Genomic DNA, 23,362 nt, shown 5'->3' with positions numbered 1-23,362 from the left:
GTCAGACAACCATCAAGCGGGCAACTGCTCCGGGCCCGTAGGTGGCCGAGACCTGCGCAACCGTGATCTCATACGCACCGCTCAGGCCATCCTCGGCCTTCATCGCGGCCGAGTATTCCCAGCTCGGCGCATTTGCGACCGTCTCACGCAAAACCGCCCCGTCAGCGATAATTCGGATCAGGTAGGATTCACCCTCTTCCCCCAGCGGAACTTCAAGCCCATCCCAGTCATCCCCGTCAATCCGCGTGCGTCGCACCCATGTGAACATGTCCCCCGCGTCAGTCGGCGCCCGCCGCAGATGCGCTGGCGCGTAAGGGCGCAGCCCATTGCCGTCGAAGGCCTCGACCAGATGCACATAGGCCGGATCCTCGTACCCGCGCATTGCAGGACCGATACGATAATGCTTGGCCACCCGCCGTTCGGTGCGCAAAAGGCTGGTCTGGTAAACCCTCTGATCCAGCAGAACAAAGCTTGACCCCTCGGGCCAAACATCCAGCATCAGCGCGTCCGTTCCCAGTTGCCCACGCAAACGACCAGACAGATGGTAGATGCCGGTCTCCTGCAAGCTGGCCTCGGCGAACTGGAACAGCTCCCAATTGCCCGGAGTGCCATCCCCGATCGCCGCCAGATTGGCCCCGCTCAGCAAAGCCGACCGGGGTCGCGATTCTAGCAACCCGTCGATCAGATTTACTCGCAGCGCCGGTCCCTCGTCCCAGATGCCAGCACTGGTGCGCCGCAGCGGGGTTTCCGTAAACCCGATGACCGCCTGCCCGGCTATAACCTCCTGCAGGGCATAATCCTCGTCCTGCGCTGCGGAATAGATCGCCACGCTGCCGGGCCAGGGATCAGCCGAGATCGCCAGATAAGGCGCGTGAGGTTCCTCTGAACCGGTGATCAAGGGCAAATCCATGAACACCGGCAGAACCGGAACCGGGGCCGTATACGGTTTCGCCGTCACCCCGTCATCCTGCATGTCAGCGCGCGCATAAACCCCCGGTTCGATCCGCACCGCATCAGCCAGTTGCATCTCGGCCTGCTCCAGCCGGTCGATGCGATAGAGCGCTCCCGCCCCCTGCCCGAGGCCAGGCAGACGCACCACATCCCCCGCCCCCACATGCAACAGAGACGGCGGCAAAGCGAATCTTGCCGTCTCGCGCGAGATGCGCGACTCGCTCAGCCACCGCTCGACCGTCTGCCGCCCTTCGGCGCGGGTCATCGACAGGGGCATCTCATTCACTGCCACCGCATGGGTGCTGTCATCCGGCAGCACCGCTTCCTCGGCAACCACATCGTGATTGGCATCCGACTGAACAAAGCGCAGCCGCACGCGGCCCGTCATCTCAGCCTCGGCCTCACGCCGATACTCGACTGACCCATCTAGGTCGGAGCTGATAGCGATCTGCTCAGACTCCAGCTCATGCGGTCGACGTCCGTCACGGGTGCGGAACACCAGCACGCCATCGCGCTCAATCGCGTCGAACCCATAGCGCAGCATCAGGGGCTGCAGGGCTTGACGCGCGTTCATCACATCCTCGACCGCATAGCCGCGCACCACACCATAGAGCGCCGAGACATCGATATTCCTTACCCCCGCGCCATGGCAGATTTCGGTCACCACCGAGGCCAGCGTGCGTGAGCCAGAACGCCCGTTCAACCAATGCCCGCGTGCATAGTTGTCGCCGTCCGTCCATTGCGAACGCAGGTTCGGGAAGGTCGGATAAGGCCGCGCATCCCAGGCCCAGACATAGGCGTTCGACATATCCACCATCGGGCCGCCATAGATCTCGGACGTCGGATTGGTCTGCCGATCACCCCAATAAGCCAACATCGCACGAAGATATTGAACCAGTATAAAGTCGTCGCGCATACCATTGGAATATTTTGGCAATTCCGATTCCGATGACTTCGGATCCAGAAACTTGTTCGGCTGATTGGTGCCTTTGTCGATGGCGGCACAGCCCAATTCAGTGAACCAGATCGGCTTTGACCCGGGCACCCAGCTCGTAGGGTTCTCCTGCCGGACCCCACCGATGCGTTCATGGTGCCGGTTGGCCCACCAGTTGCGCAAATCCTTGTAACGCCAGACCCATGGCTCGCCATAAGCATCATCGGTGATCGGCGTCCGCACCTGCGCATCTGCCGCTTCGGGCGAGGCATAGTACCAGTCGTAGCCTTCGCCGCCCTCGATATTGCCGCGCAGATAGCCCAGATCATAGATCGACCCGACCCCGGCATCGAGATGACCCTCACCCTCGCGCCAGTCGGACAGAGGCATATAGTTGTCGATGCCCACGAAATCGATGTTGTCGTCAGCCCACAGCGCATCCAGATGGAAATACCGGTCACCGCTGCCATCCTGCGGCTGATACCCGAAATACTCGGACCAGTCGGCGGCATAACCAATCTTGGTGCCCGACCCCAGAATTTCACGCGCTTCAGCAGCCAGTGACCTCAACTGCGCAACCGCGGCGAAGCCCGAAGCGCCACGGATCTGCGTCAACCCGCGCAGCTCTGAGCCGATGCAGAACGACTCCACACCTCCGGCTGCTTTGCACAGGGCCGCATAGTGCAGAATGAACCGCCGCAGCCCCCATTCCTGCGGGCCGCTATAGGTGACCCGGCCACTGCCGGTAGAGAAATGAGAAGCCCGTGCAGTGCCAAAAAACGCCGCCACCTGCGCATCGGCTGCGGCAGTCTGATCCGACGAGCCCTCTCGCCCCGGAGCAACGTCCAACGTGATCCTGCCCCGCCACGGCAGATGCGGCTGATCGCCTGCATCCGACCACGGATCAGGCAGACCGTTCCCCTGCAACTGCTCCATCAGAATGAACGGATAGAACATGACCCGCTTGCCGGTCTTCTTCAGGTGCTTGATCGCCTGAACCACCGCCGCATCGGCTGGGGTTCCGCCATACACCGGGCGCCCATCGACCCAGCGCACCTTGCTGGCCGCCACGCGGGAAACGCCGGACACGCTCCAGGGCATGTTCTCGCCATCAGCGCTCTTGCGCTCGACCTTAGGACGAATCTGACACTCACCGCAGCGCAGATCGTCGCCAAACCACGATACGATCAACGAGGCCGCCTCGCATCCCGGTAATTCTCGGGTCAGCGCCCGCGTCGAAGTCACAAGATCGGATCGACCAGAGGGCGAGTTGACATTCGCTGCCCAGCTGCGCCCCCTGCCCTTGCTGTAGTTCACCTGAGATGAAGCCAGCGCATATTCGCCCGTTCCCGGCATCAGCGCGACGCCTTTCACGATCCGCGACAGCGCATCCTCGGCATCGGGCATCCCCTCCTGTTCCTGCCGGACCACCTCGAACGAAAATTGGGGCACTCGATTGCCATAAGGACCCAGCTGCAGGTCTTCGATCACCACATAAGCCGTACCGCGATATGCCGGCACCTGACCCACGCCTTCAATGGCCTCGATCAACGGGTCGGGCAGTTGCTCGGGACCGCCGCGATAGATGCGCATGTTCAGTGACCTGCGCTCAACCTCTTCGCCATCCGCCCACACGCGCGTGATGTCAGCAACCTCGCCCGCCCCGACCGCAATCGCCAGCGAGACGGAATAGCTATAACTGTGGGTCGTCGTCTTCACCTCAGCCGGTTTCGGAGAGCTGCCCTTGCCGCCTCCGGTGGACTGGGTCGTGGTCGAAGTGCTGCGCGTTTCCAGAAAGTCCGAGGCCCAGATGACCTGGCCGCCCACACGCATACGGCCAAACACCGTGGCCACCGGCGCACCCTCGCCGGTTTCGGTCAGGCGGAATCGGTCCAGACGGCCGGTCTCGACCACCTCGCTGCCGCCGCCCATGACCGATTGGCCCATCAGACGATTGTCGATCACCCGGCCCAGCGTTGCGCCCACCGCGCGACCGATAATGGCCGTCGAAAGACCCGCAACCGACCCTCCAATCGACCCGCCCAGCGCCGCACCCGCAGCGGATAGAAGAATAGTAGCCATCAGAGATCCTCCAGCGGGAACGCGAAACAAGCAACGGCACGGCGGCGCCAGGGCTCACTCAGAGTGTTTTCAACCACGCCATGCCCGGAATAGGCATGGATGAAACGCACCGGGTCTGACCCGCTGACGATCCCCAGATGCTTAGCAACCGCCGCGTCGCGCATCCGAAACAACAGCACATCGCCCGAGGCCATGTCGTCGGACGATTTCTCGATCAGATGGCGGCGGGCTGCGGCCCACATGCGCTCCTCGCCCTGCGGCTCGGACCAGTCCATGCTATAGACCGGCACCGTCTCGGGCTCGTGCCCCTTCACGGCGCGCCAAACGCCCCGCAGCAGGCCGAGACAATCCGCCCCGGCCCCACGGACCGAGGCCTGATGCACATAAGGCGTGCCCAGCCAGCGCCGCGCCTCGTCAACAATATCTTGCTTTACCCCGATCACCGCCTGCTGCCCCCTCTGTTTGGATCGCTTTTCTTCGGTGTGGCCATCACCCAGTCTTCATGTGGAAGATCAGGGAAGCCCTGAAAATTCAGGATGTTGTCGAACTTCAGACGGCAGGTGCTCATACGCTTGTCGCAGCCGGCAGTCAGTTGAACGCGGTCACCGCCAACCAGCCCGCCGCCAATCGCGGACCACAGCGTAACAACGCGCCCGCCGCTGGCCTGTTCGTCCAGTTTGACCGAAGCCCACAGACCCTGCGCCGCACCGTCCAGCACGTCCAGCCTGCCCCGCTCAAACCATCCCGCATCGGCACCCTCCGCGCCCTGCAAACGCAAAACCGTACCCTCGACCAAGACAATTTCGGCCTCGGCGCGATACCCCGGCGTGTCCAGAGCAAAACGGCATGCGCGATCCCCCAGCACCGCCGTGCATGGTTTCTGATAAATCCGTCCCAAAGGCCGGTTCAGCAGATCGGTCAGCCCTCGCAACTCCGCATGAAACGCTCCGCCCGCGCGGCGCAATTCGCCAATCGAGCCGCGAAACTGCAGCATCCGCTGCTGGGGATCAGCCCAATTGACCAACCAGGCCCGCACTTCGGCCCCATCAAAGCGCCCCGCTTCGATATCCTCTTCCCGGACCGAGGCATCAGACAGCGCGCCCATCGCCTCGGTATTATCGATCGACAGGCCGGTTGCCTGCTCGATCGCCGCAGCGGTCAGACCGGTGCTGGCTTTGAACACCAGCCCGTCAAAGCGCAACTCCATATCGTGATCCGTGAAACCATAGACCTGCCCGTCGCTGCGCGTAATCGCCCAGCAACGACAGGTGGTGGTCAGCCCGCTTTGCAAATGCGCCTGCAGCGCCTGTTTGTCCCCGCTCATCAGACCCGCACCTCGACCACCGGTACGTTCGGGACGTCACCGGCCTGAAAGCTGGCCACGCTGGTCTGGATCTTGTCGGTGTCGAACCGTACCGGAACGTCGAACTCAAACCCGGCTGTAATCTCGACCTGCTCAGGCGGCGGGGCTGAGAACATCACGCGCCCGGTCGCCAGATCGACCTCAAAATCCACGCCTTCGCGCTGCGCGTCCTGATCCAGCCCAAGCTTCACGGTCCCCAGCACCGGCTTCAGGATTGGCCGAACATAGTTGAACCCGCCCGAGCTGTAGGTCTTGATCAGCTGAAACACCGTGGTCTCGCCATCCCCGCGCGCAATGACCTGATCGCCCTTGTCGACCTCAGCCGTCGCCGCGCCCGATTTGAAATCCGACCAGTCCTTCCAACGAAACCCAAACATCTGCCCCTGCCGCGCCTCAAAAAACGAGATCAAAGTCTCGATATCATCCAGCGACCGCATCCCCAGCCCGGCGTCATAGCGCCTGCGGGAATGCGCCCAGGGGGTGTTGCGTTCCTCAAACCCGTTGGCCAACGTCACGATATCGGTGCGCCGTTCCGGTCCCCCGACCGAGCCAAAGCTCAGGCTGGCGGGAAATCTCACCTCATGGAAATTCATCACCTGCTCCCCTTATCTGTTGCGATTGCCACGGCCCAAGGCCCGGCTCATCTGCGCCGCGATCTGTCCCTGAGAACGGCGGAATCCCTGTACATCGGGCGTGGAGATATTCATCACCACATTCACCACGTGGCCCCCGCCCTGCGTCCGCACGCCCAGCTTTCCATCAGCGCCGCGTGCCAGCGGCATGATCGCCTCAGGCCCCGCCTCGCCCATCAACCCGGTGCCACCCCGCATCGGGAACATGGTCGGGCCGCTGACCACACCGCCATTGGCAAAGGGCATCACGCGGCCTTGGGAAAAACTGCCGCCATCGGCAAACGGCAAAATGCCCTGCACCAGACCACCAACCCCATTGGCCAGCATGCCGCCAAAATGATCCGTCACAGGTTTGATCGCCGCCGAATACGCCGTGCGGATCATCGAGTTCTTCAGCACATCCAGCGCGCCTGACAGGTTCATCCCGTCCAGCACCACGCCATCAAACGCCTTGCGCAACCCGCCCGACATGCCACGTTCCAGCGTCGCGACGTCCTTGCCAGTTTCCTCAAACGCCGCCCTGATGCGCCGCATCTGACCATCAAACGCCGAGGCCATGGTGGCAGCGTCGCCCAACGCATCGCTCAGCGCCTCTCCCCGCTCCTGCAGGTCGTCAAAACCCTCACGATCCGTCATCACGCTCTCCTTGTGTCTTGTCAGGATAGGCCGCCAGCAAGGCGTCCAGCCCGGCCCGGTTCATCGCAGGCATCCCCGCGCCCTGCCCCAGCAACAGCCGCAGCTCTGCCGGAGTCAGACGCCAGAACTGATCCGGCGTCAGACGCAGGCCGAGAAACCCGGCCCGCATCAGCGCGGGCCACTCGAACCCGCTCACTCGGGCACCATGAAGGCGCGCGCCAGCAGTTCTGCCGCCGCCTTCGCCCCCGCCATCGGCCCACCTGCGATTTCGGCATGCAGCAGATCATCGCGTGTCACCTGCGCCCCAGCACCGCACAACCCGGCCACGATCAGCGCCAGCACATCGCCACTGGAATACGCCCCGCCCTCAAACCGCTGCACCAGTTCCACCAGAGATCCGGCGCCAAGCTCTTGTTCCAATTCCGCCAAAGCGCCCAGAGTCAGCTTGAGCACCCGCTGCTCCCCGTCGATGGTCAGCGCCACCTCGCCCGTCCACGGATTGGCCATCAGAGCGCCGTAAAGCTTAGCGCACCGGCGCTTGCCATGCTCATCTCATAGGTCGCCTCACCATTATGCGAGCCCGCATATTCGATGCTGCTGACCTGAAACGGCCCTTCGACAATGCCGAAATCGGGGATGATCACCTGAAAACCAGGCGTCTCACCGTCAAAGAACAGCTGGCGCGCGCGCTCATCCGTGCCCGCATCCTTGAACACGCCCGAGCCCGAGATCGCGGCCGATTTGACCCCCGCCCCCGATAGCAACTCGCGCCACCCGCCCTGACTTTCCAGGCTGGTGACATCCACACTTTCCGCATTGAAACTGATCCGCGTGGCGCGCAGCCCCGCGATGGTCTCGAACAGACCGGTGCCGTTCATATCCACTTTGACCAACAGGTCTTTTCCGTTCTGGGCAGCCATATGCTCTCTCCGTTGATTGCTTAGTCATCTTCCACGCGGGCGCGGAATCTCAGATCGATCTGGCGGATCGCGCCGCCAGTTCCCGTGCGCCGGGCGCTGGCACGCTCGAACCACAGCCCCACCAAATGGCCCCGGTCCAAAGTCAGCGCCGCACCTTCCAGCGCATCGCAAACCGCACCGGCCAGTGTCTTGGCCGCACCAAAACCCGCCGCTTCGGACACCACCGAGACCGTGAACCGATGCACGGCACCCGTGCCCGACCGATCCGAGGCATCCCGCACCTCTTCCGGCCCCAGGGTCACGTAGGTCTGCGGCAACACCCCCGAGGGCACCGCGTCATAAATCGCACCGCCCGAAAGCGTGTTAACCTGCGCATCCCCCGAAAGCTGTTGAAACATCGCCGCCTGCAACGCGGCTGCAACGCCATAGCTCATGCCGCCACCTCTTCATCTGCGAAACAGGTCAGGTACTGGCCGCGCGGATCGCGCTCGGCCACCGCACGAATGACAAACCGGCGCGTCCCTTCGGCGAACCGCTGATCCGGCGCAGGCCGCATCGAGGACCCCTCCGGCACGCCGCGCACCACGATCCGATAGCCAACCCGCGACACCGAGGCACCACCAACAGCCCGTTCCGCCCCGCTGCGCGCAGAGACCTCAGCCCAAAGCGCACCCAGTGCGGCCCATGTCTCGGTGTAACCTCCCGCACCATCGGCACTACGAACCGGAGCCTCCAGCACCAGTTTGCGGTTCAATCGCGGCGCGCTCATTGCGTCACCCCTGCGCCGAAACGCACCGTGCGATAGCGCTGGATCAGGCTGGTCACGCCAAACGGCATGCACCCTGCGCCCAGCGCCGTCTCATCGCGATATTCGTAGTAATGCGCCGCCAGCAGCAGCACCGCCTGCCCCAGATCAGCGGGCAGCCCGCCCCAATCCGCAGCCATTCCGGCCGTGAAAACGATCTTCACCGAGCCGCCGGTCTGCACCCTTGGCAAGCAAGCGCCAACCGGACGCAACTGAGGGCGCTGCATGTCGCGCTCCAAACGGTAAGCTTCGGCATCCACAACCATGTCGGTCCCCGCCGCATCCGTCAGCGTGATCGCAGCAACCGAGACCACCGGGGCCACCGGCAGCACTTCACCTGCTGGATCGCGCCAACCGTTCAGGCTCAACGAGAAATCCCGTTCGATCAGCACCTTACCGGTGCGCGCCTCAATCGCCGCAATGGCCGCACGCAGAAAGCCATTCAACACCTCGTCCTGCACATTGCCCTCGGCAAACCCCGTGCCCAGCCGCAGATGCGCCTTGAACTGATCCACCGGCAGCGCCGCATCCGCGATGGCGGTTTCTTCGATCAACATCATCCATTCACTCCGCAATCTCGGACCCCTCCGGGGCCGTATCCTTGGAAAATGACGGGCACGCGCCGCCCCACGTTGCTCGGACGGAGGGGAGCAGCTAGACAACGCGGGGGATCTCACCCCGGCCCGCGCCCGCCGCCCGAGGGGCCTTGCAGCCCCCCGGATCCGCCACCGCTTAGGCGATGCCGAATTTCAGCAGTTTGATTGCAGCAAAATCGCTCACATCACCGCCCACGCGCTTGGTCGCGTAGAACAGGACATGCGGCTTGGCGCTGAACGGATCGCGCAGCACCCGCAGATCGGGACGTTCGGCTATGGTGTAGCCCGACTGGAAGTCACCGAAGGCAATCGAATAGCTGTCGGTCGCCGCATCCGGCATGTCCTCGGCAATCAGCACCGGATAGCCCATCAGACGCGCAGGCTCACCAGCGGCTAGGCCATCCGACCAAAGGAAGCGGCCATCGCTGTCCTTCAGCTTGCGGATCAGACCCGCGGTTTTCGAGTTCATCACGAAAGTGCCGTTCACCCGGTACTGCGCGCCCAGCGCATAGACCACGTCCACAATCGCATCCGCATCGACGCCACCATCAATGCCCGACGCGACATAACCCAGGCTATCCCAGCCCCAGCTGCCGTTTTCCATCGTACGATGGGTCAGGATACCCTTGGGCTTGTCCACACCGTCGCCATTGATAAACGCCGCTGCCTCGGCCCGGGCAAACTTGTCGGCGATACGACCGGCCAGCCAACCTTCGACATCAAACGCACTGTCATCCAACAGACGCTGCGACGCCTTGGGCAGCGCGCTCAGCTCGTGCAGCGGGATCGAAATCCGATCAATCGATGGGGTCGAGGTCTCAGCCGTGGCCGAGTTTTCATCCGCCCAGCCCGCACCCACATCGGTGTGGTCGATCAGCACGTCGAACGAGTTTGCCTCGACATTCACCACCGACGCAATCGAACGGATCGAAGCGGTCGAATTCAACACCGACTTGATCATCTCAGACGTCTGCGGATCGACCAGATAGCCACCATCGCTGTTGACCGCCGTCGAAAGCGACTTGGCTTCAATCTCCAGCCCGCGCAGCCCGTCATCCTCGCCCGAACGCACATAGGCGTCAAAGGCCTTCTGATGCGGTGCGCCGTCCTCGATCGAGGCCGCAAGATGCGGGCGTGCCGCGATGGTTGATTTACGATCCAGCATGGTCAGTCGCTCTTCTGTCTGTTGCAGTTGGGTTTTAACTTCGGCCTTGAGGCCCTTGAATTCATTCACGAAGCCAGCCATCGCCTGCTTCACCTCCTGAACCAGGGGCGCACCCTCTCCGGTCAAGGCCGGGGTCTCGGTCTTGCTCATCAGCACTTCCTTTTTGGGTGGGTATTGAGGCGCGCTAGGTCCGCGCCAGCTCTTGCCGGGCGTCGTTGAACACCTCAGCAATACTGCGCCAGGTGTTTTCAACGTCAGGCTCCACGCCTTTCGCCGCCACCCGCGCACTGGGCAGCATCGGGAAAGTCACCAGCGACACCTCCCATAGCTCCAGTTCGGTCAGGACCCGCTGGCCCTTGTCATTCTTCACGGCCCGTTTGGTGCGATAACCAATCGACAGGCCATCCATAGCGCCCGCCCGGATCAACTCGGCCGCCTCACGGCCCTTTTGCGTGGCCTCCAGCAGACGCCCTTTGACCCACAGGCCCTTGTCGTCCTCGCGCACCTCATCCCAGACGCCGATAGGCTGCGCCGGATCGTGCTGCCACAGCATCTTGACCCGCTGACCTGCCTTCGCCAGCCCCTCCAGCGAGCCGCGATACGCCCCGCGCTGCACCACATCGCTGCCCTGATCGACCTGCCCAAACAGGCTGGCATACCCTTCGATCACCGCATCGTCGGTTACCGACAAGCTGTCTCCGAACTGTGCGAATTTATGTTCCAAATCCATGAACTTCTCCATGTAACCCACTGACATTATGGCGTTACCACAAGGAATGACTGAAACGCCTGCGCCAAAATCACCGCCGCCACGCCGTACACTGTCAGCCACAACCGTTTCTCCAGCCGCTCCATCATCTCTTCGATCTGATCCAACCTGCGGCACAGATGCGCATGCTGGATCTCGGCCACCCTCTCATGCGCGGCCAGACGAAGGCCCGGCGCGCAGTCGAACGGAGGATACCCGTCACCCATCGCCACGCTCCGGCAGCCCCAGCAACGCGCGTTTCTCGGCATCCGTCAGGAACTCAGCCCCGCTCACCCGCGCCCATTGCGCATCGCGTTCCGCAGACAGCGCGGGCACCTGATCCAGATCCGGCTTCAGCACCAAATCCTCACCCGAGAAGCCCGCCAGCCACTCGGACATCGCCGCCGCCACCCGCGTCACCAGAGGCAATACGGTCAGGCGATAAAACGCCCGATTGGCCTCCTGGTAGTTCGAATAGGTCACGTCGCCCTGGATCCCCAACAGCATCGGCGGGACCCCAAAGGCCAGCGCGATCTCGCGGGCGGCGGCTTCCTTGGTCTTTTGAAACTCCATATCGGACGGAGAGAACCCCATCGGCTTCCAATCCAAGCCCCCTTCCAGAACCATCGGACGCCCGGCATTGCGTGCCCCGCGATAGTTCTGCTCGATCTCATCCGACAAACGCCGGAACTGATCCTCGGCCATCACCCCATGGCCGTCACCCTTCCACACCAGCGCCCCCGAAGGCCGCGCTGCATTGTCCAACAACGATTTCGACCACCGAGACGCGCTGTTATGCACATCAATCGCCATCGCCGCCGCCTGCATCGGCGAGAACCCATAGTGATCATCTTGCGGGTGGAACGACTTGATATGGCAGATGTTTTCCGCCGCAAACCGATGCTTCTTGCCGCCTACAGCGTAGTCATACGCCTTGGGCCACCCATCCGCCCCCGGCACCACGCTCATCCGGTCCGAGCGCAAGACATGCAGCTCAACCGGCAGCCCTTCCTCGGCCTGAACCGCCTCAACATATGCATTGCCCGACAGCAGCAACTGCCCAAACAAGGCTTCCATCAATTCCGCCCGCCCCTGTGCCGCATTCGGACGGCGCATGAGGGACAAGATTGGATGGGTATCAAACCGCTGCGCCTGATCCTGCAACACCAATGGCAACGCAGCCGCCGCCTCGGCAATCAGTTTGACGGATCGGAACCCCACCGGGTTCCCCGAAAACCCCGTGCGCGTCAGCGATACTGCGTCCCGAGGGCTCCACGCCACGCGCCCGCCCGTCTGCCACGCCACCACAGGCCCCGCCGCGCTCGCCTTCACCTCCGGCGCTGCCTCAGCCGATCCACGACGCAAGAAATCGAATACCATCTGTGCTCCTTTCTGCCGCCGCTCTGCCCGGCTTGTTGAAAGGAGTTATGACGGAAAGAAGTTTAAGCCTTGGGAATGGGGCGTACGGAGGGTGGGCAACGCGATCGCGTCACCAACCGCTCAAGGCTTCCTGCCACTCACAATATAGGCTGACGCCTGAAATACGACCTTACCATCAGCAGTACGGAACGCTGCTAACGCATCCTCAGCACAGGCTAAGACACTCGCGATTTTTTCTTCGCTCAGATGAATGTCAAAAAGCGGAAGCCAGCCGCGCAAATCAGCCTCAACCATCGTCCGGGCACTTGGAAAGCGCGCCGGTTCAGTGTCGCTCACCACCTCGATGTCCAGGAATCCAGCCGTTTCATAGACTGAAACAACCTCTGCAGGGTTCCCAAGCGAATAAGGCAATCTCAGAGCATCCCCCGCCGCAGTGCTGATCTCGGACTCCAAGAGCTTGATAATGGCGTGATAGGCCGGATTGTGATCCAGATCGTTCCAGACCGCTACGGCCAGCGCGCCGCCCCGCCTGAGGACGCGATGCATTTCCCACGCTGCCGCATCTCGGTCCCGAAAGAACATCATCCCGAACTGGGACAGCACGGCATCAAACGTCCCGCTCTCCAACCCAGTATCCTCTGCACCCGCCAAAACCCAGTCAATGCGTGGCTCAACCTCGCGCGCAGCCGCGATCATTCCCGGCGCTGGATCGAGTCCAGTTACGCGGCCTCCATCGCCCACCACTGACAGCAAGTGCCGCGCCAGAACACCGCTACCGCATGCAATGTCCAAAACCTGCTGGCCAGCTTTCACTCCGGCGCACTTCACCAAATGTGGGGGCCAAGATGCAAACAGCGCTGGCACGAACAGTTGCTCATAACCGCGGCCAGCGTCCAGTTCGTCTTGTGAAACAGCAGGTTCCATGGCGTCTCTCCGGCTCAGCTTTCAGAACCCCGACACGTCAGAGCTTACACTTTTTCGCGATTCGAGACGAGGCACACGACCATTTCATACGTCCTTGCGCCCATCGCTTTACAACGCCCTTACCCTCGGCCTTCTAAACACCCCCGCAGGCCCCACCACCAACTCATGCAGCGCCCAGACCAGCGCGTCGACCCGGTCGGGAGAGCCCTGACCCTCGAACCCCCTCGCGGTCATCTGGCACAACTGCTCCTCCAGCGCGTCCAGCCCGGCCACATGCGCCACCCGCCCTTGCTCGTACAAAGCCGCCACAGGCTCGGCCCGCGCGACCTTGCCGCGCGAGGCCCGCACGGCCCGATAAGGGACCAGAGGGTCCACCTGCCGCACGACCTCTTCCACCAGTTGCCCGCCCTGATTGACCTCGGCCACCAGTCGTTCGGCCCCGAACTCGTCCATCGCGTCAATCGCCGCCTGCGCCCAGCCCGCCGGGCCAACGCCCTGCACCGTCCGGTCGGCCAGCACATAGGCCCGCCACTCCTCGGGCGGCCCCTGAAGCTGTGCGCCCACGACCACGATCCCACAGGCATCTGCATCCGCCCCCGTCGTCACCGCTGGGTCCAGCGCCACAACGATCCGATCCAACGCGGGCACCTGCGCACAGCGCGCCGCCTCCAGCATCGAGTCCGTCCATAACGCACCCTCAGCATCCGACAGCAGCACCCCGTCCAACTCCTGCCGCCCCAGCCGCGTGCCCGCGTAACGCGCGCGCACCTCCTGCAAAAACGAGTCCGCCAGATTGGCCCGGTTCGCCTCGGTCGGCGCGTGGGTCTGCACGGTGGACGGCGACGCCAGCAAGTCCTTCAAAACCTTCGCATTGCGTGGTGTGGTCGTCACACAGACCCGAGGCCGCTCCCCCAGCCGCAACGCAAACTGCAACATATCCCAGGCTTCTCCAGCCTTCTTCCACTTGGCCAATTCATCCACCCAGGCCGCATCGAATTGCGGGCCGCGCAACCCCTCGGGATCATGCGCCGAAAACGCCTGCGCCTCAGCCCCGTTGGGCCAGATCAGCTTGCGCTCCGATGCCTTCCATGTAGGCCGCCGATCCGGCGGTGAGCACTGCAAAATCCCGCTATCGCCAAAGATCATCACATCGCGCACCTGATCAAACGTCTCTCCAACCAAAGCCACACGACATGCCTCACCGCGATCCAAGGGCAAAGACCCCTCGACCATAGACCGCACCCACTCAGCCCCGGCCCGCGTCTTACCAGCCCCGCGCCCGCCCATGATCACCCACGACCGCCAGTCACCCTCGGGCGGCAACTGATGCGGCAGCGCCCAGAACTCGAACAGGAAAGGGAGGGCACACAGCCCCCCCTCCCCGATCTCACTCAGAAATCTGTCCTGCACCGCAGCAGGCGCGGAGGCGAGCCAGCCTGCACCCGATCTCAGATCGTGCCCGATCAAGGTCGAGCGCATAGCCCCCTTGGGCAATTCCGGCTTGTCTGTGATGTTGTTCGACAAAGCTTGTCTCCACTTTCTGGCAACTTCGGATCAGCCCCTCTAGCTGACCCAGTTGCTTGCCTGTTCCGGCAAGGTCTGCATCCTCCCCGGCACCGATCTGTTTTCGCAGTTCTTCCGCTGCCTGACGCAGATCGCGAATGGACCGCTCAAGCGACTGCAACAATTCAGCCGTCTGGGAAATCCGCTCTTCCGGGGTAATCAAAGTCATGTTTGCCTGTGACCTCATGCGTGAGTTTTCTCCGCACGAGAGAAACGAAAAACGGCCACCGGGTCGCCCCAGGGCCGTTGCCCACTTCTTCTAGCATGACATAAGGAGTACGAGATTAAGTGCGCAAAGTCAATAAGTTACGCAACAACAGTGCAACACGCACCGTACGCAGCGTTAAGATGAACCGCCTGTCAAATCCTGCGCCAGCATCATGGCATTCTGATCAGGATCATAGAATGTGGCCGTGCTGACCATGCCTTCGATCGTTTCCGTCGGGCCATCAAACGCCACCCCTGCGGTCTCCAAAGCGTCCCGCGCCGTGGCAATATCACCAACCTCATAGACCGGGACGCAATTGCCCGGCGACGGCTCTGCCTGTTCTCCCAGACCCAATGTCACGCCTTCCACATTGGTGCGCATCTCGCTCCACCCGGCTTCATCGATATGGTGGATCAGTTCGAACCCGAGCATATCGCGATACCAATCCGCGCTGGTGTGGCGATCCCGGACCGAAATCGCAAATGTGATCGTGTTTTTCAATGAAACGAGCGGCATCGGTCTTTCCCTTGTCTGAAAATATAGTTACTATACTTTATGGACATTAATTTACTTGTCAAGCTGACCGCGCGCGCATGGTCGCTGAACATCCTGGCCCTGATGCATTCGGGTGTTCCCGGTCGTCAGGCCCCTTTGCTCGCCGCAACCAGCGCCAGCCGAACAGCCTTTGCGGCAAGTCTCGATCACCTTGCCCAGCTTGGCCTGATCGAGCGAAACCCCGGCCACGGTCACCCTCTGCGCCCAGAATTTCGCCTGACCCCAGCCGGGATCCAGGCCGCCGGGATCGCCAGCGCGATCATTCAGATCGCCCCGGACACCAGTGCGCACAAGCTTCTTCGTAAGTCATGGACCGTACCCATCCTGGCCCTGACCGGCACCCCGCATCGCTTTTCGGCGATCAAGTCTGACCTGACCCCCATCACCGACCGCGCCCTCTCGTCATCCCTGCATCAGCTGGAAGATCACGACTGGATAAGTCGCGATATCGAGACCTCGGGACGGATGCCGTTCCCGACCTATTGCGCGGTCAAAACAGGATTTGCGATCCATCAGGCGGTCGGACTGGCCCAGTAAACGCTGCAACACTCTCAGAAAGCACGCGGAAAACCCGACCCGACAGCTTGACATTCTCGCGCCCAACCCGCATGTGCCCTTCAAACAGCGCTGAAGCGTGAGCATTCGGGCCATCCAGAGCCCCCACAGCGCCCGATCCACCCATAGTTCCCCATCACGCAGGGTTCTTGACGCGACGACCGGACATCGCAGGAACCGCCTGCCTGTCCCGAGGTCTCGCACAACCCCTGCCGGTCGCGGATGCGGCCCATTGCGACTTGCCCATGCGCCAAAGCCATGGGCGAAAAAGGATAGTTCTTTGTTCGACTTCGACATGCTGGGCCTCGCGCCCGCCCTGAACGACGCGTTGCAACGCGCCAATTTCACCCAACCCACGCCGATCCAGAATCAGGCGATTCCGCTGGCGCTGAACGGCCACGATATCCTCGGCCTCGCTCAGACCGGCACCGGCAAAACGCTGGCCTTCGGCCTGCCGCTGATTGACCACTTGCTGGCGCAGCCCGGCAAGCCCGATCCCAAAACCGCCAAGGCCCTGATCCTTGCGCCGACCCGCGAGCTGGTGAACCAGATCGCCGACAGCCTGCGCAACCTCACCAAAAAGACCAAACTGCGCGTCGCCACCGTGGTCGGCGGCCAGTCAATCAACAAGCAGATCATGTTCCTGTCGCGCGGCACCGATATCCTCGTGGCCACGCCCGGCCGTCTGATTGACCTGATGGAGCGCAAGGCCGTCGACCTCAGTTCGGTCCGCCATCTGGTGCTGGATGAGGCCGATCAGATGCTCGACATGGGCTTCATTCACGCCCTGCGCCGCATCGCGCCGGAACTGGGCACGCCGCGCCAGACCATGCTGTTCTCGGCCACCATGCCGAAGCAGATGGAAGAGCTCAGCCGGGCCTACCTGACCAACCCGCAACGGGTGCAGGTCTCGCCCCCCGGCAAAGCGGCGGACAAGATCACCCAGTCGATCCATTTCGTTGAAAAGCCGGCAAAACCCGCCAAGCTGCGCGAGATCCTGTCGGCGGATATGGACGCGCTGACGCTGGTCTTTTCCCGCACCAAACACGGGGCTGAAAAGCTGATGAAAGGCCTCGTCGCCGATGGCTACAACGCGGCCTCGATCCACGGCAACAAAAGCCAGGGCCAGCGCGACCGCGCGATCAAGGCCTTCCGCGCGGGTGAGGTCAATGTGCTTGTCGCCACTGATGTCGCTGCACGCGGCATCGATATTCCCGGCGTGGCTTATGTGATCAACTACGACCTGCCCGAAGTGCCCGACAACTATGTCCACCGCATCGGCCGCACCGCCCGCGCGGGGCGCGAGGGCGAAGCCATTGCCTTCTGCTCAGCCGAAGAGGTTGATCTGCTGCGTCAGATTCAAAAGCTGATGAAGATCGAAATTCCGGTGGCCAGTGGTGAGATGCCCGAGGCGATCACTCCCGCCAAACCTGCCCGTCGACAGAATAATCGCCGCCGGGGTCCGAAACCGCAGAACAACAGCGGGCCGAAACCCGCTGGCCAAAAACGCCGCCGTCCGCGTCGCCCCAAGGCGGCGTGATGCACAGGGTCAGAGGGGTTCCCGCCCCTCTGGTCAATGCAGGCTTGGCGGCGTCACACTTGTTGTCAGGATCGCGGTCACCAGCAGGATCACGGCCATCAGCCCTGCTTCGGCCTTGATCGTGCGGACCAAACCAGATGCCGCCAAGGAGTTCCCTGCGCGCAAACCGGGCACAAAGCGCAGCTTGTTCAGCGCCGCCAACGCCAGCAACGCAGCAACAAGCGCCACTTTCGCCAACAACACCTGCCCATAGCCCGAGGTCAGCATCGCCGTGACCGAACCCGTCAGCCCATAGGCCATATACCCCCCCGCAACCAGCAGCAGCGGCACAAACACCATCGCGACCTGACCAAATCGCTCTCCAAGCCACGCGGCAGCCTCTGCCTGCTCCGGATCAGAGGCCAACCGATGCAAGGGGATCAATATTCCGATCCACGTCGCCGCACAGATCAGATGCAGGACAAGGCTGTAAAGCATAACGGGAACCTCCCGGTCATGCACATGACCGATAGCTGCAAGACCGCAAAGGGCAAGCACCCCGCCAAATATCTGCAGAACCCGGGCAAAGCGCAGCCTAAACAGGCCAACAAGCATCAACGCCAACCCGATCAACTGCCATCTCAGAGCCACGCCGCTCTGAGTTTGCCATAGCAGGCCCAGCATCTCGGCATCGACGACCCCCGACATATCGCCGGTCAAAGCGCTGCCCTTCAAAGCAAAAGAGAGAATGGCGCACAGCACCCCAATTCCCGCGAATGAAGCAATCAGGCTCTGCCGTATCTCAACCCGAAATAGCGCCGCGCAGAACGCGGATCCGGTACAGCCCAGCACACCAACATAAAGCGCCCATTTTGCAAGAATCGAAGCTATGCTGATCGGGTCAGCCACCCGCTATTCGACCGTAAAGCTAAAGCTGCCCATTTGCGGATGTCCATCCTCGGACAAGCCACGCCAATCGATCTGATACGCGCCCGGTCCTGCCGCATCGAAGGGCAGCACGATTTCCGTCGTGAATTCACCTGCCGCGCCCAGATCAACTGTACCCATCTGATCCCCGTTCAACTGCCAATCCACCCGCGTCAGACGAATCTTGCGTCCGAAAACAAGCGAGATCTCAGACGGGACCTGATCGATAGCTGCGCCATCCACCGGAGTGGTTCGCTGCACAGGCGAATGCGCCATCGCGACCGTCGCCGTCACGAGCAGGGTAAAAACTGTCAGGGCAATTCTTATCATGGCAGATCTTTCCAAACTGTTACCGCGCACGACGAACCGCGAAATACTGCAGACCTCTGGTTTGTACAAAACAGAAGATCCGTGTTTCTGGCGACGTACAACTCGGACATTCTAGGCCACGCGGCTCAATTCCCCGAATTCTGATCCGCTTCAATCTCGCGCCATTTGGCGACGTTTCGATTGTGCTCTTCCAGCGTTTTGGCAAAAGCATGCCCCCCGGTCCCATCCGCAACAAAGAAGATGAAATCCGTATTGTCCGGTGCAACCGCGGCCTCAAGGCTGGCAAGACCCGGATTGGCAATCGGGGTCGGCGGCAATCCTTCGATTACATAAGTATTCCAGGGCGTTACACGGCGTAATTCACTCCGTCGCAAGCCCCGACCCAAGGTCCCTTGCCCTTTGGTGACACCATAGATCACTGTCGGGTCTGTCTGCAGCCTCATACCTTGGTTCAGACGGTTGACGAAAACGCTCGCCACCTGACCGCGCTCTTCCGGCTGCCCAGTTTCCTTTTCGATGATCGAAGCCAGAATCAACATCTCCTCAGGACTGTTCAAAGGCAATCCGTCCTGACGCCCCTCCCAAGCCGCATTGATCCTAAGCTGCTGTTTTTCCTGCATATCTGCCAGGATTACATTCCGATCTTCACCGGGCCTGACCTCATAACTATCAGGGGCAAGCATTCCTTCGGCGGGCAGTTCAGCCACCTCACCAGTCAGCAGATCCATCGCTTTAAGCGACTCGACAACCTGCCAGCTGGTGACACCTTCAGCCAGAGAAACACGGTAACGCGTATCCGCTTCACCGCGTTTTTCCGCATAGATTTCAGGCGCTTCCTCTTCGCCGATCACAAACGAAGCGACCTCATCAAAATTCAGCGTCGCCGGATTCAACTCACGCACACGGGTCTGCATCCGGGTTACACCGATACGATATTCGATCTCGGTGCCACAGGTACTGGCCCCGCTGCTCGTGATCTCGTCGACGATCTGCTCCATCGACGACCCTTCGCGCACCAGAAAGCTACCAGCTTTCAGTTGCTGAGATTTATCAGCATAATCAGCGGCAAGGCGAAAGATCAGCCCGCTGCTGATCGCACCCTGATCTTCCAGTTCCTGACTGACGCGGGTCATGTTCGAACCTGGTCTGACTTGCAGGCAGATCGCAGTTTCCAGCGGGCCATCTGACGTGTATTGCGATTGACCCCACAGCACGACGCCGCCCAACAGGAACAGGCAAACGATCAGAACGGTCAGTGCGTTCGACGCCAACGCCCGCCACATTTAACTGGCCTTTCCGAAGATCACGCTTGCATTGGTTCCGCCAAATCCGAACGAGTTCGACAGGGCCACGTTGATCTCACGCTCACGCTTTGCGTTCGGGGCCAAATCGATCGGCGTCTCGACCGCGGGGTTGTCCAGGTTGATCGTCGGAGGGGCGACCTGATCCCGGATCGCGAGGATCGAAAAGATTGCCTCAATCGCGCCCGCCGCACCCAACAGGTGACCCGTTGCCGACTTGGTCGAGGTCATGGTCGCGTTGCTGGCATGATCGCCCAGCAAACGCTCGACTGCGCCCAGTTCAATGGTATCGGCCATGGTCGATGTGCCATGCGCATTGATATAGTCCAGATCTTTCGGCTCCAGCCCAGCGCTGCGCAGCGCGGCTCTCATCGAACGCTCCGCGCCGTCACCATCCTCGGAAGGTGCGGTGATGTGATAGGCGTCACCCGACATGCCATAGCCCAGCACCTCTGCATAGATCTTCGCGCCACGCGCCTTGGCGTGTTCATAATCCTCAAGCACCACAATGCCAGCGCCCTCACCCATGACAAAGCCGTCGCGGTCGATGTCATAGGGGCGGCTCGCCTTCTTCGGGTCATCGGCATATTTGGTGGACAGAGCTTTGCAAGCGTTGAAGCCCGCGATGCCGATTTCGCAGATACAGCCTTCACCGCCACCTGCGATCATGACATCTGCATCACCTGCACGGATAATACGGCTGGCATCGCCAATCGCGTGGGCACCGGTCGAACACGCGGTCACAACCGAGTGGTTGGGGCCTTTGAAGCCAAACCGGATAGATACCTGCCCTGAGGCCAGATTGATCAGCGCACCCGGAATAAAGAACGGCGACACCCTGCGTGGACCCTTGTCCCGGATCAGGTTCGCAGTTTGGGCAATTGATCCCAGCCCGCCAATGCCTGAGCCAATCAGCACACCGGTGCGCAGACGGTCTTCTTCATCATCAGGCAGCCAACCCGCATCCTTGCAGGCCATCTCGGCCGCAGCGATGGAATAGAGTATGAAATCCTCAATCTTGCGCTGCTCTTTCGGCGGCATCCAGTCATCGGGATTGAACGTCCCGTTGGTGCCATCGCCACGCGGAACTTCGCAGGCATAGGTCGTGGTGACCCCGCTGCCTTCGGCATCAAACAGCGTGATGGGGCCTGCGCCGGACTCACCGTCCAGCAGACGCGACCAGGTTTCCTCGACCCCGCTGGCCAAAGGAGTGACCAATCCCAGACCGGTTACAACGACTCTGCGCATGAAATGCCTCTTGCCTGCTTCCTGTTATGAGAACCGCTCATACCCCGGCCCGGGGTCCGGGGGCAAGAGCAACGGCGGATTCTGACCTAGCAACCTAGGTCTTGCATGTCCGAGAGCGGTCCGCCGACCAGCTTAAACGTATACCCGGATACCAAAACCCGCCCCGGCTGCCGATCAGTCAGGGCGGATCTTCGCCTCATACCAGAGGTTTATTGGAACTCAGCAATCGGCTCGTGGGCCAACTTCGCCACTTCCAGCGCCTCGCCCAGATCGACTGTCTTGCGGAACAGCGCGCGTCCAACAATCGCGCCCGAGATATTCGGGATATAAGCCAAGCGCGATATATCATCGGATGTCCGTACCACCCCGCTGGCAATGATCGGCGTGCGCGATTTCTCGGCCAGACCCGAGATCAGGCCCAACTGCGCTTCGACATCTTCCATGTCACTGTCGATATCTGTGACCAGAATGGCGGCGAATGGCGTATCTGCGAAGGCTTGGATGAAGGCGTCTGGCGTAAAGGCGCTTTGGCTGCGCCAGCCTTCGGTCATCACCTGACCCTGCCATACATCAACGGCCAATACGATCTGGTCAGGATAGAGCTTGGCGAGTTCTTTCACCAGCTGGGGATCCCAAGCCGCCAGCGTGCCGATCACGATTCGCCCCGCACCTTTGTTGATCCAATGTTCCACATGCTCACGGGTCCGCATGCCACCAGCCAGTTGCACCGGAACCTCAGCCGAGCGAATGATCTCTTCCACCAGTTCTGCGTTGGTATCACGGCCTTCGATCGCATCGAAATCCGTCAGGTGCATCCATTCGGCGCCCGCGGCAGTCCAGCCGCGCGCGGTCTCAACCGGGTCCACATGCCAGATCATCGCGTCTTCGATACGGCCTTTGTCCAACGTGACGCATCGACCGTTCTGAAGCTCCATCGTGGGGTAAATCATCATGATCCATATCCTCCGCTGAATCACTCCGGGTTTCCACGATAGCATAGAGTCTCAATCTGGCGCAGAATTCACCAAGATCGGCACAGTTCGTCCATTTTGCGGCATCGTCATACCGGATGCGTTTCACACCCGTGCGGGAGGTCCGTCACGGCGAAACAGATGGACCGGCGTATCCTTGTACTCGGTTTCGCGCAGAAGCTTGTACCCCAGCTTTTCAGCCAACCTTTGTGATGCCACATGGTCGGCATCGATCAGCGCGACCAACGGGCCGGGAATGACCCGGTCGAACCAGTCATGAGCTGCCTGCGCGGCCTCTTGCCCATACCCTTGCCCCTGCATCTCGGTGGCCAGAACCCATCCGGCTTCGGGGAAACCATCGAAATCCTCGCCCAGAGAACGGTTTCCATAAAAGAACCCGGCTTGGCCGATCAATGTTCGATTCGATTGCAGAACCACGCCCCATTGACCGAAACCGGTCATGTGCCAGTGCCCGGCGTTGCGCAGAAACTTGTCCCACGCTTCACCTCGCGTCAGCGGAGTGCCACTGATATGGCGCACGACCTCGGGGTCACGCCAGATTTCAGCGAATCTCTTAAAATCCTCAGGGCGCATCGCACATAAAGTCAGACGCGCCGTATTGATCATCGGGGTGGATCTTATCATGCCCTTGCCCGCTCGGAATTGTGCCTCAGGCTTCAGAGTGACGAGCGCACGCCTCTCAAGGCAAGTGTGAATTGTGGCAAGGCATAAAAAAACGGCGCCTCCGTTGCCCGGAAGCGCCGCTTTTGGATCAGACGGGTAAGCTTAGGAAGCTTCGCTGATGAATTTGACCGCGTCGCCAAAGGTCTGGATGGTCTCGGCTGCGTCGTCCGGAATCTCGATGCCGAACTCTTCTTCGAACGCCATTACCAGCTCAACGGTGTCCAGGCTGTCTGCGCCCAGATCGTCGATGAACGAGGCGTTTTCAGCAACCTTGTCCTCTTCAACACCCAGGTGCTCAACAACGATCTTCTTAACGCGATCTGCGACGTCGCTCATGTCTATTCCTCATTTCAATTTCAGGGCGG

The 23,362-nt window shown here is 61.4% G+C and carries 28 protein-coding genes; 2 read left to right on the top strand and 26 right to left on the bottom strand.

The annotated features are described in order from the left end of the window. Position 1: 1 nt before the first annotated feature. The 19 genes from ACR3EM_RS03770 to ACR3EM_RS03680 form a co-directional block, all read right to left on the bottom strand. Entirely contained in the window at positions 2-3,967 is a 3,966-nt protein-coding gene (locus ACR3EM_RS03770) for a baseplate multidomain protein megatron (protein ID WP_480469477.1), read from the bottom strand. Beyond that, on the bottom strand, positions 3,967-4,407 hold the full coding sequence (locus ACR3EM_RS03765; protein ID WP_480471889.1) for an NlpC/P60 family protein: 441 nt from the start codon (positions 4,405-4,407) through the stop codon (positions 3,967-3,969). The genes ACR3EM_RS03770 and ACR3EM_RS03765 overlap by 1 nt, the downstream gene beginning before the upstream one ends. After that, a complete protein-coding gene (locus ACR3EM_RS03760) occupies positions 4,407-5,291 on the bottom strand; it encodes a DUF2163 domain-containing protein (protein WP_480469476.1) in 885 nt (294 codons plus the stop codon). The genes ACR3EM_RS03765 and ACR3EM_RS03760 overlap by 1 nt, the downstream gene beginning before the upstream one ends. Then, positions 5,291-5,923 (bottom strand): phage distal tail protein, Rcc01695 family, encoded by a 633-nt coding sequence (locus ACR3EM_RS03755; RefSeq protein WP_480469475.1) that lies wholly within the window; start codon positions 5,921-5,923, stop codon positions 5,291-5,293. Before ACR3EM_RS03755 ends, ACR3EM_RS03760 begins: the two co-directional genes overlap by 1 nt. A 12-nt stretch (positions 5,924-5,935) precedes the next feature. Continuing rightward, a complete protein-coding gene (locus ACR3EM_RS03750) occupies positions 5,936-6,598 on the bottom strand; it encodes a phage tail tape measure protein (protein ID WP_480469474.1) in 663 nt (220 codons plus the stop codon). Further along, on the bottom strand, positions 6,585-6,794 hold the full coding sequence (locus tag ACR3EM_RS03745) for a rcc01693 family protein (RefSeq protein ID WP_480469473.1): 210 nt from the start codon (positions 6,792-6,794) through the stop codon (positions 6,585-6,587). The genes ACR3EM_RS03750 and ACR3EM_RS03745 overlap by 14 nt, the downstream gene beginning before the upstream one ends. After that, positions 6,791-7,105, bottom strand: a complete 315-nt coding sequence (locus ACR3EM_RS03740; RefSeq protein ID WP_480469472.1) for a gene transfer agent family protein — start codon at positions 7,103-7,105, stop codon at positions 6,791-6,793. Before ACR3EM_RS03740 ends, ACR3EM_RS03745 begins: the two co-directional genes overlap by 4 nt. Beyond that, on the bottom strand, positions 7,105-7,518 hold the full coding sequence (locus tag ACR3EM_RS03735; protein WP_170396490.1) for a phage major tail protein, TP901-1 family: 414 nt from the start codon (positions 7,516-7,518) through the stop codon (positions 7,105-7,107). The genes ACR3EM_RS03740 and ACR3EM_RS03735 overlap by 1 nt, the downstream gene beginning before the upstream one ends. Before the next feature lie 20 nt (positions 7,519-7,538). Beyond that, positions 7,539-7,952: a DUF3168 domain-containing protein gene (locus ACR3EM_RS03730; RefSeq protein WP_480469471.1), complete on the bottom strand. Its 414-nt coding sequence runs from the start codon at positions 7,950-7,952 to the stop codon at positions 7,539-7,541. Next, positions 7,949-8,287, bottom strand: coding sequence for a phage head closure protein (locus ACR3EM_RS03725; RefSeq protein ID WP_480469470.1), 339 nt, complete (start codon positions 8,285-8,287; stop codon positions 7,949-7,951). Before ACR3EM_RS03725 ends, ACR3EM_RS03730 begins: the two co-directional genes overlap by 4 nt. Further along, the gene (locus ACR3EM_RS03720; RefSeq protein ID WP_480469469.1) at positions 8,284-8,883 is read right to left on the bottom strand and encodes a head-tail connector protein; all 600 of its coding nucleotides are present in this window, start codon (positions 8,881-8,883) and stop codon (positions 8,284-8,286) included. Before ACR3EM_RS03720 ends, ACR3EM_RS03725 begins: the two co-directional genes overlap by 4 nt. A 172-nt stretch (positions 8,884-9,055) precedes the next feature. Beyond that, the gene (locus ACR3EM_RS03715) at positions 9,056-10,234 is read right to left on the bottom strand and encodes a phage major capsid protein (RefSeq protein WP_480469468.1); all 1,179 of its coding nucleotides are present in this window, start codon (positions 10,232-10,234) and stop codon (positions 9,056-9,058) included. Positions 10,235-10,268: 34 nt separating this feature from the next. Beyond that, the gene (locus ACR3EM_RS03710) at positions 10,269-10,814 is read right to left on the bottom strand and encodes an HK97 family phage prohead protease (RefSeq protein ID WP_480469467.1); all 546 of its coding nucleotides are present in this window, start codon (positions 10,812-10,814) and stop codon (positions 10,269-10,271) included. A gap of 26 nt (positions 10,815-10,840) precedes the next feature. Then, on the bottom strand, positions 10,841-11,059 hold the full coding sequence (locus ACR3EM_RS03705; RefSeq protein ID WP_010442100.1) for a GTA head formation protein, RCAP_rcc01685 family: 219 nt from the start codon (positions 11,057-11,059) through the stop codon (positions 10,841-10,843). Further along, complete coding sequence (locus ACR3EM_RS03700) at positions 11,052-12,212, bottom strand: phage portal protein (RefSeq protein ID WP_480469466.1); 1,161 nt, start codon at positions 12,210-12,212, stop codon at positions 11,052-11,054. The genes ACR3EM_RS03705 and ACR3EM_RS03700 overlap by 8 nt, the downstream gene beginning before the upstream one ends. A 120-nt stretch (positions 12,213-12,332) precedes the next feature. After that, the gene (locus tag ACR3EM_RS03695; RefSeq protein ID WP_480469465.1) at positions 12,333-13,136 is read right to left on the bottom strand and encodes a class I SAM-dependent methyltransferase; all 804 of its coding nucleotides are present in this window, start codon (positions 13,134-13,136) and stop codon (positions 12,333-12,335) included. 108 nt (positions 13,137-13,244) lie between these two features. After that, a complete protein-coding gene (locus ACR3EM_RS03690; RefSeq protein ID WP_480469464.1) occupies positions 13,245-14,615 on the bottom strand; it encodes a DNA-packaging protein in 1,371 nt (456 codons plus the stop codon). Continuing rightward, positions 14,524-14,868 carry a hypothetical protein gene (locus tag ACR3EM_RS03685; protein WP_480469463.1) on the bottom strand — a complete coding sequence of 115 codons (345 nt, stop codon included), beginning with the start codon at positions 14,866-14,868 and terminating at the stop codon, positions 14,524-14,526. Before ACR3EM_RS03685 ends, ACR3EM_RS03690 begins: the two co-directional genes overlap by 92 nt. A 174-nt stretch (positions 14,869-15,042) precedes the next feature. Beyond that, positions 15,043-15,423 (bottom strand): VOC family protein, encoded by a 381-nt coding sequence (locus ACR3EM_RS03680; protein WP_480469462.1) that lies wholly within the window; start codon positions 15,421-15,423, stop codon positions 15,043-15,045. Between the two features lie 39 nt (positions 15,424-15,462). Between ACR3EM_RS03680 and ACR3EM_RS03675 the strand changes: the two genes are divergently transcribed. Then, complete coding sequence (locus tag ACR3EM_RS03675; protein WP_480469461.1) at positions 15,463-15,999, top strand: winged helix-turn-helix transcriptional regulator; 537 nt, start codon at positions 15,463-15,465, stop codon at positions 15,997-15,999. A gap of 298 nt (positions 16,000-16,297) precedes the next feature. Further along, positions 16,298-17,557 (top strand): DEAD/DEAH box helicase, encoded by a 1,260-nt coding sequence (locus ACR3EM_RS03670; protein ID WP_480469460.1) that lies wholly within the window; start codon positions 16,298-16,300, stop codon positions 17,555-17,557. A 33-nt stretch (positions 17,558-17,590) separates the two neighbouring features. Here the strand turns inward: ACR3EM_RS03670 and ACR3EM_RS03665 are convergent, their stop codons facing one another. The 7 genes from ACR3EM_RS03665 to ACR3EM_RS03635 form a co-directional block, all read right to left on the bottom strand. Further along, positions 17,591-18,445: a copper resistance D family protein gene (locus tag ACR3EM_RS03665; protein ID WP_480469459.1), complete on the bottom strand. Its 855-nt coding sequence runs from the start codon at positions 18,443-18,445 to the stop codon at positions 17,591-17,593. A gap of 3 nt (positions 18,446-18,448) precedes the next feature. Continuing rightward, on the bottom strand, positions 18,449-18,793 hold the full coding sequence (locus tag ACR3EM_RS03660; protein ID WP_480469458.1) for a copper resistance CopC family protein: 345 nt from the start codon (positions 18,791-18,793) through the stop codon (positions 18,449-18,451). A gap of 125 nt (positions 18,794-18,918) precedes the next feature. Next, a complete protein-coding gene (mltG, locus tag ACR3EM_RS03655) occupies positions 18,919-20,076 on the bottom strand; it encodes an endolytic transglycosylase MltG (RefSeq protein WP_480469457.1) in 1,158 nt (385 codons plus the stop codon). Next, entirely contained in the window at positions 20,077-21,342 is a 1,266-nt protein-coding gene (gene fabF, locus ACR3EM_RS03650; RefSeq protein WP_480469456.1) for a beta-ketoacyl-ACP synthase II, read from the bottom strand. A gap of 209 nt (positions 21,343-21,551) precedes the next feature. Then, positions 21,552-22,295 (bottom strand): 1-(5-phosphoribosyl)-5-[(5-phosphoribosylamino)methylideneamino]imidazole-4-carboxamide isomerase, encoded by a 744-nt coding sequence (locus tag ACR3EM_RS03645; RefSeq protein ID WP_480469455.1) that lies wholly within the window; start codon positions 22,293-22,295, stop codon positions 21,552-21,554. Positions 22,296-22,418: 123 nt separating this feature from the next. Further along, the gene (locus ACR3EM_RS03640) at positions 22,419-22,958 is read right to left on the bottom strand and encodes a GNAT family N-acetyltransferase (protein ID WP_480469454.1); all 540 of its coding nucleotides are present in this window, start codon (positions 22,956-22,958) and stop codon (positions 22,419-22,421) included. A gap of 141 nt (positions 22,959-23,099) precedes the next feature. Then, positions 23,100-23,333: an acyl carrier protein gene (locus ACR3EM_RS03635; protein ID WP_008756330.1), complete on the bottom strand. Its 234-nt coding sequence runs from the start codon at positions 23,331-23,333 to the stop codon at positions 23,100-23,102. Positions 23,334-23,362 lie beyond the last annotated feature (29 nt).

It is taken from the genome of Ruegeria sp. AH3 (assembly GCF_056536265.1).
Note: the sequence above shows the minus strand (reverse complement) of the source record. Positions and strands in the feature narration are given on the sequence as shown.

Bases quoted from the DNA above. Each gene is read 5' to 3' on its own strand.
- ACR3EM_RS03770 (WP_480469477.1), bottom strand. From the start codon at position 3,967: ATGGCTACTATTCTTCTATCCGCTGCGGGTGCGGCGCTGGGCGGGTCG.
- ACR3EM_RS03760 (WP_480469476.1), bottom strand. From the start codon at position 5,291: ATGAGCGGGGACAAACAGGCGCTGCAGGCGCATTTGCAAAGCGGGCTG.
- ACR3EM_RS03755 (WP_480469475.1), bottom strand. From the start codon at position 5,923: ATGAATTTCCATGAGGTGAGATTTCCCGCCAGCCTGAGCTTTGGCTCG.
- ACR3EM_RS03750 (WP_480469474.1), bottom strand. From the start codon at position 6,598: ATGACGGATCGTGAGGGTTTTGACGACCTGCAGGAGCGGGGAGAGGCG.
- ACR3EM_RS03740 (WP_480469472.1), bottom strand. From the start codon at position 7,105: ATGGCCAATCCGTGGACGGGCGAGGTGGCGCTGACCATCGACGGGGAG.
- ACR3EM_RS03735 (WP_170396490.1), bottom strand. From the start codon at position 7,518: ATGGCTGCCCAGAACGGAAAAGACCTGTTGGTCAAAGTGGATATGAAC.
- ACR3EM_RS03730 (WP_480469471.1), bottom strand. From the start codon at position 7,952: ATGAGCTATGGCGTTGCAGCCGCGTTGCAGGCGGCGATGTTTCAACAG.
- ACR3EM_RS03725 (WP_480469470.1), bottom strand. From the start codon at position 8,287: ATGAGCGCGCCGCGATTGAACCGCAAACTGGTGCTGGAGGCTCCGGTT.
- ACR3EM_RS03720 (WP_480469469.1), bottom strand. From the start codon at position 8,883: ATGATGTTGATCGAAGAAACCGCCATCGCGGATGCGGCGCTGCCGGTG.
- ACR3EM_RS03715 (WP_480469468.1), bottom strand. From the start codon at position 10,234: ATGAGCAAGACCGAGACCCCGGCCTTGACCGGAGAGGGTGCGCCCCTG.
- ACR3EM_RS03710 (WP_480469467.1), bottom strand. From the start codon at position 10,814: ATGGATTTGGAACATAAATTCGCACAGTTCGGAGACAGCTTGTCGGTA.
- ACR3EM_RS03705 (WP_010442100.1), bottom strand. From the start codon at position 11,059: ATGGGTGACGGGTATCCTCCGTTCGACTGCGCGCCGGGCCTTCGTCTG.
- ACR3EM_RS03700 (WP_480469466.1), bottom strand. From the start codon at position 12,212: ATGGTATTCGATTTCTTGCGTCGTGGATCGGCTGAGGCAGCGCCGGAG.
- ACR3EM_RS03695 (WP_480469465.1), bottom strand. From the start codon at position 13,136: ATGGAACCTGCTGTTTCACAAGACGAACTGGACGCTGGCCGCGGTTAT.
- ACR3EM_RS03690 (WP_480469464.1), bottom strand. From the start codon at position 14,615: ATGCGCTCGACCTTGATCGGGCACGATCTGAGATCGGGTGCAGGCTGG.
- ACR3EM_RS03685 (WP_480469463.1), bottom strand. From the start codon at position 14,868: ATGACTTTGATTACCCCGGAAGAGCGGATTTCCCAGACGGCTGAATTG.
- ACR3EM_RS03680 (WP_480469462.1), bottom strand. From the start codon at position 15,423: ATGCCGCTCGTTTCATTGAAAAACACGATCACATTTGCGATTTCGGTC.
- ACR3EM_RS03675 (WP_480469461.1), top strand. From the start codon at position 15,463: ATGGACATTAATTTACTTGTCAAGCTGACCGCGCGCGCATGGTCGCTG.
- ACR3EM_RS03660 (WP_480469458.1), bottom strand. From the start codon at position 18,793: ATGATAAGAATTGCCCTGACAGTTTTTACCCTGCTCGTGACGGCGACG.
- mltG (WP_480469457.1), bottom strand. From the start codon at position 20,076: ATGTGGCGGGCGTTGGCGTCGAACGCACTGACCGTTCTGATCGTTTGC.
- fabF (WP_480469456.1), bottom strand. From the start codon at position 21,342: ATGCGCAGAGTCGTTGTAACCGGTCTGGGATTGGTCACTCCTTTGGCC.
- ACR3EM_RS03645 (WP_480469455.1), bottom strand. From the start codon at position 22,295: ATGATGATTTACCCCACGATGGAGCTTCAGAACGGTCGATGCGTCACG.
- ACR3EM_RS03640 (WP_480469454.1), bottom strand. From the start codon at position 22,958: ATGATAAGATCCACCCCGATGATCAATACGGCGCGTCTGACTTTATGT.
- ACR3EM_RS03635 (WP_008756330.1), bottom strand. From the start codon at position 23,333: ATGAGCGACGTCGCAGATCGCGTTAAGAAGATCGTTGTTGAGCACCTG.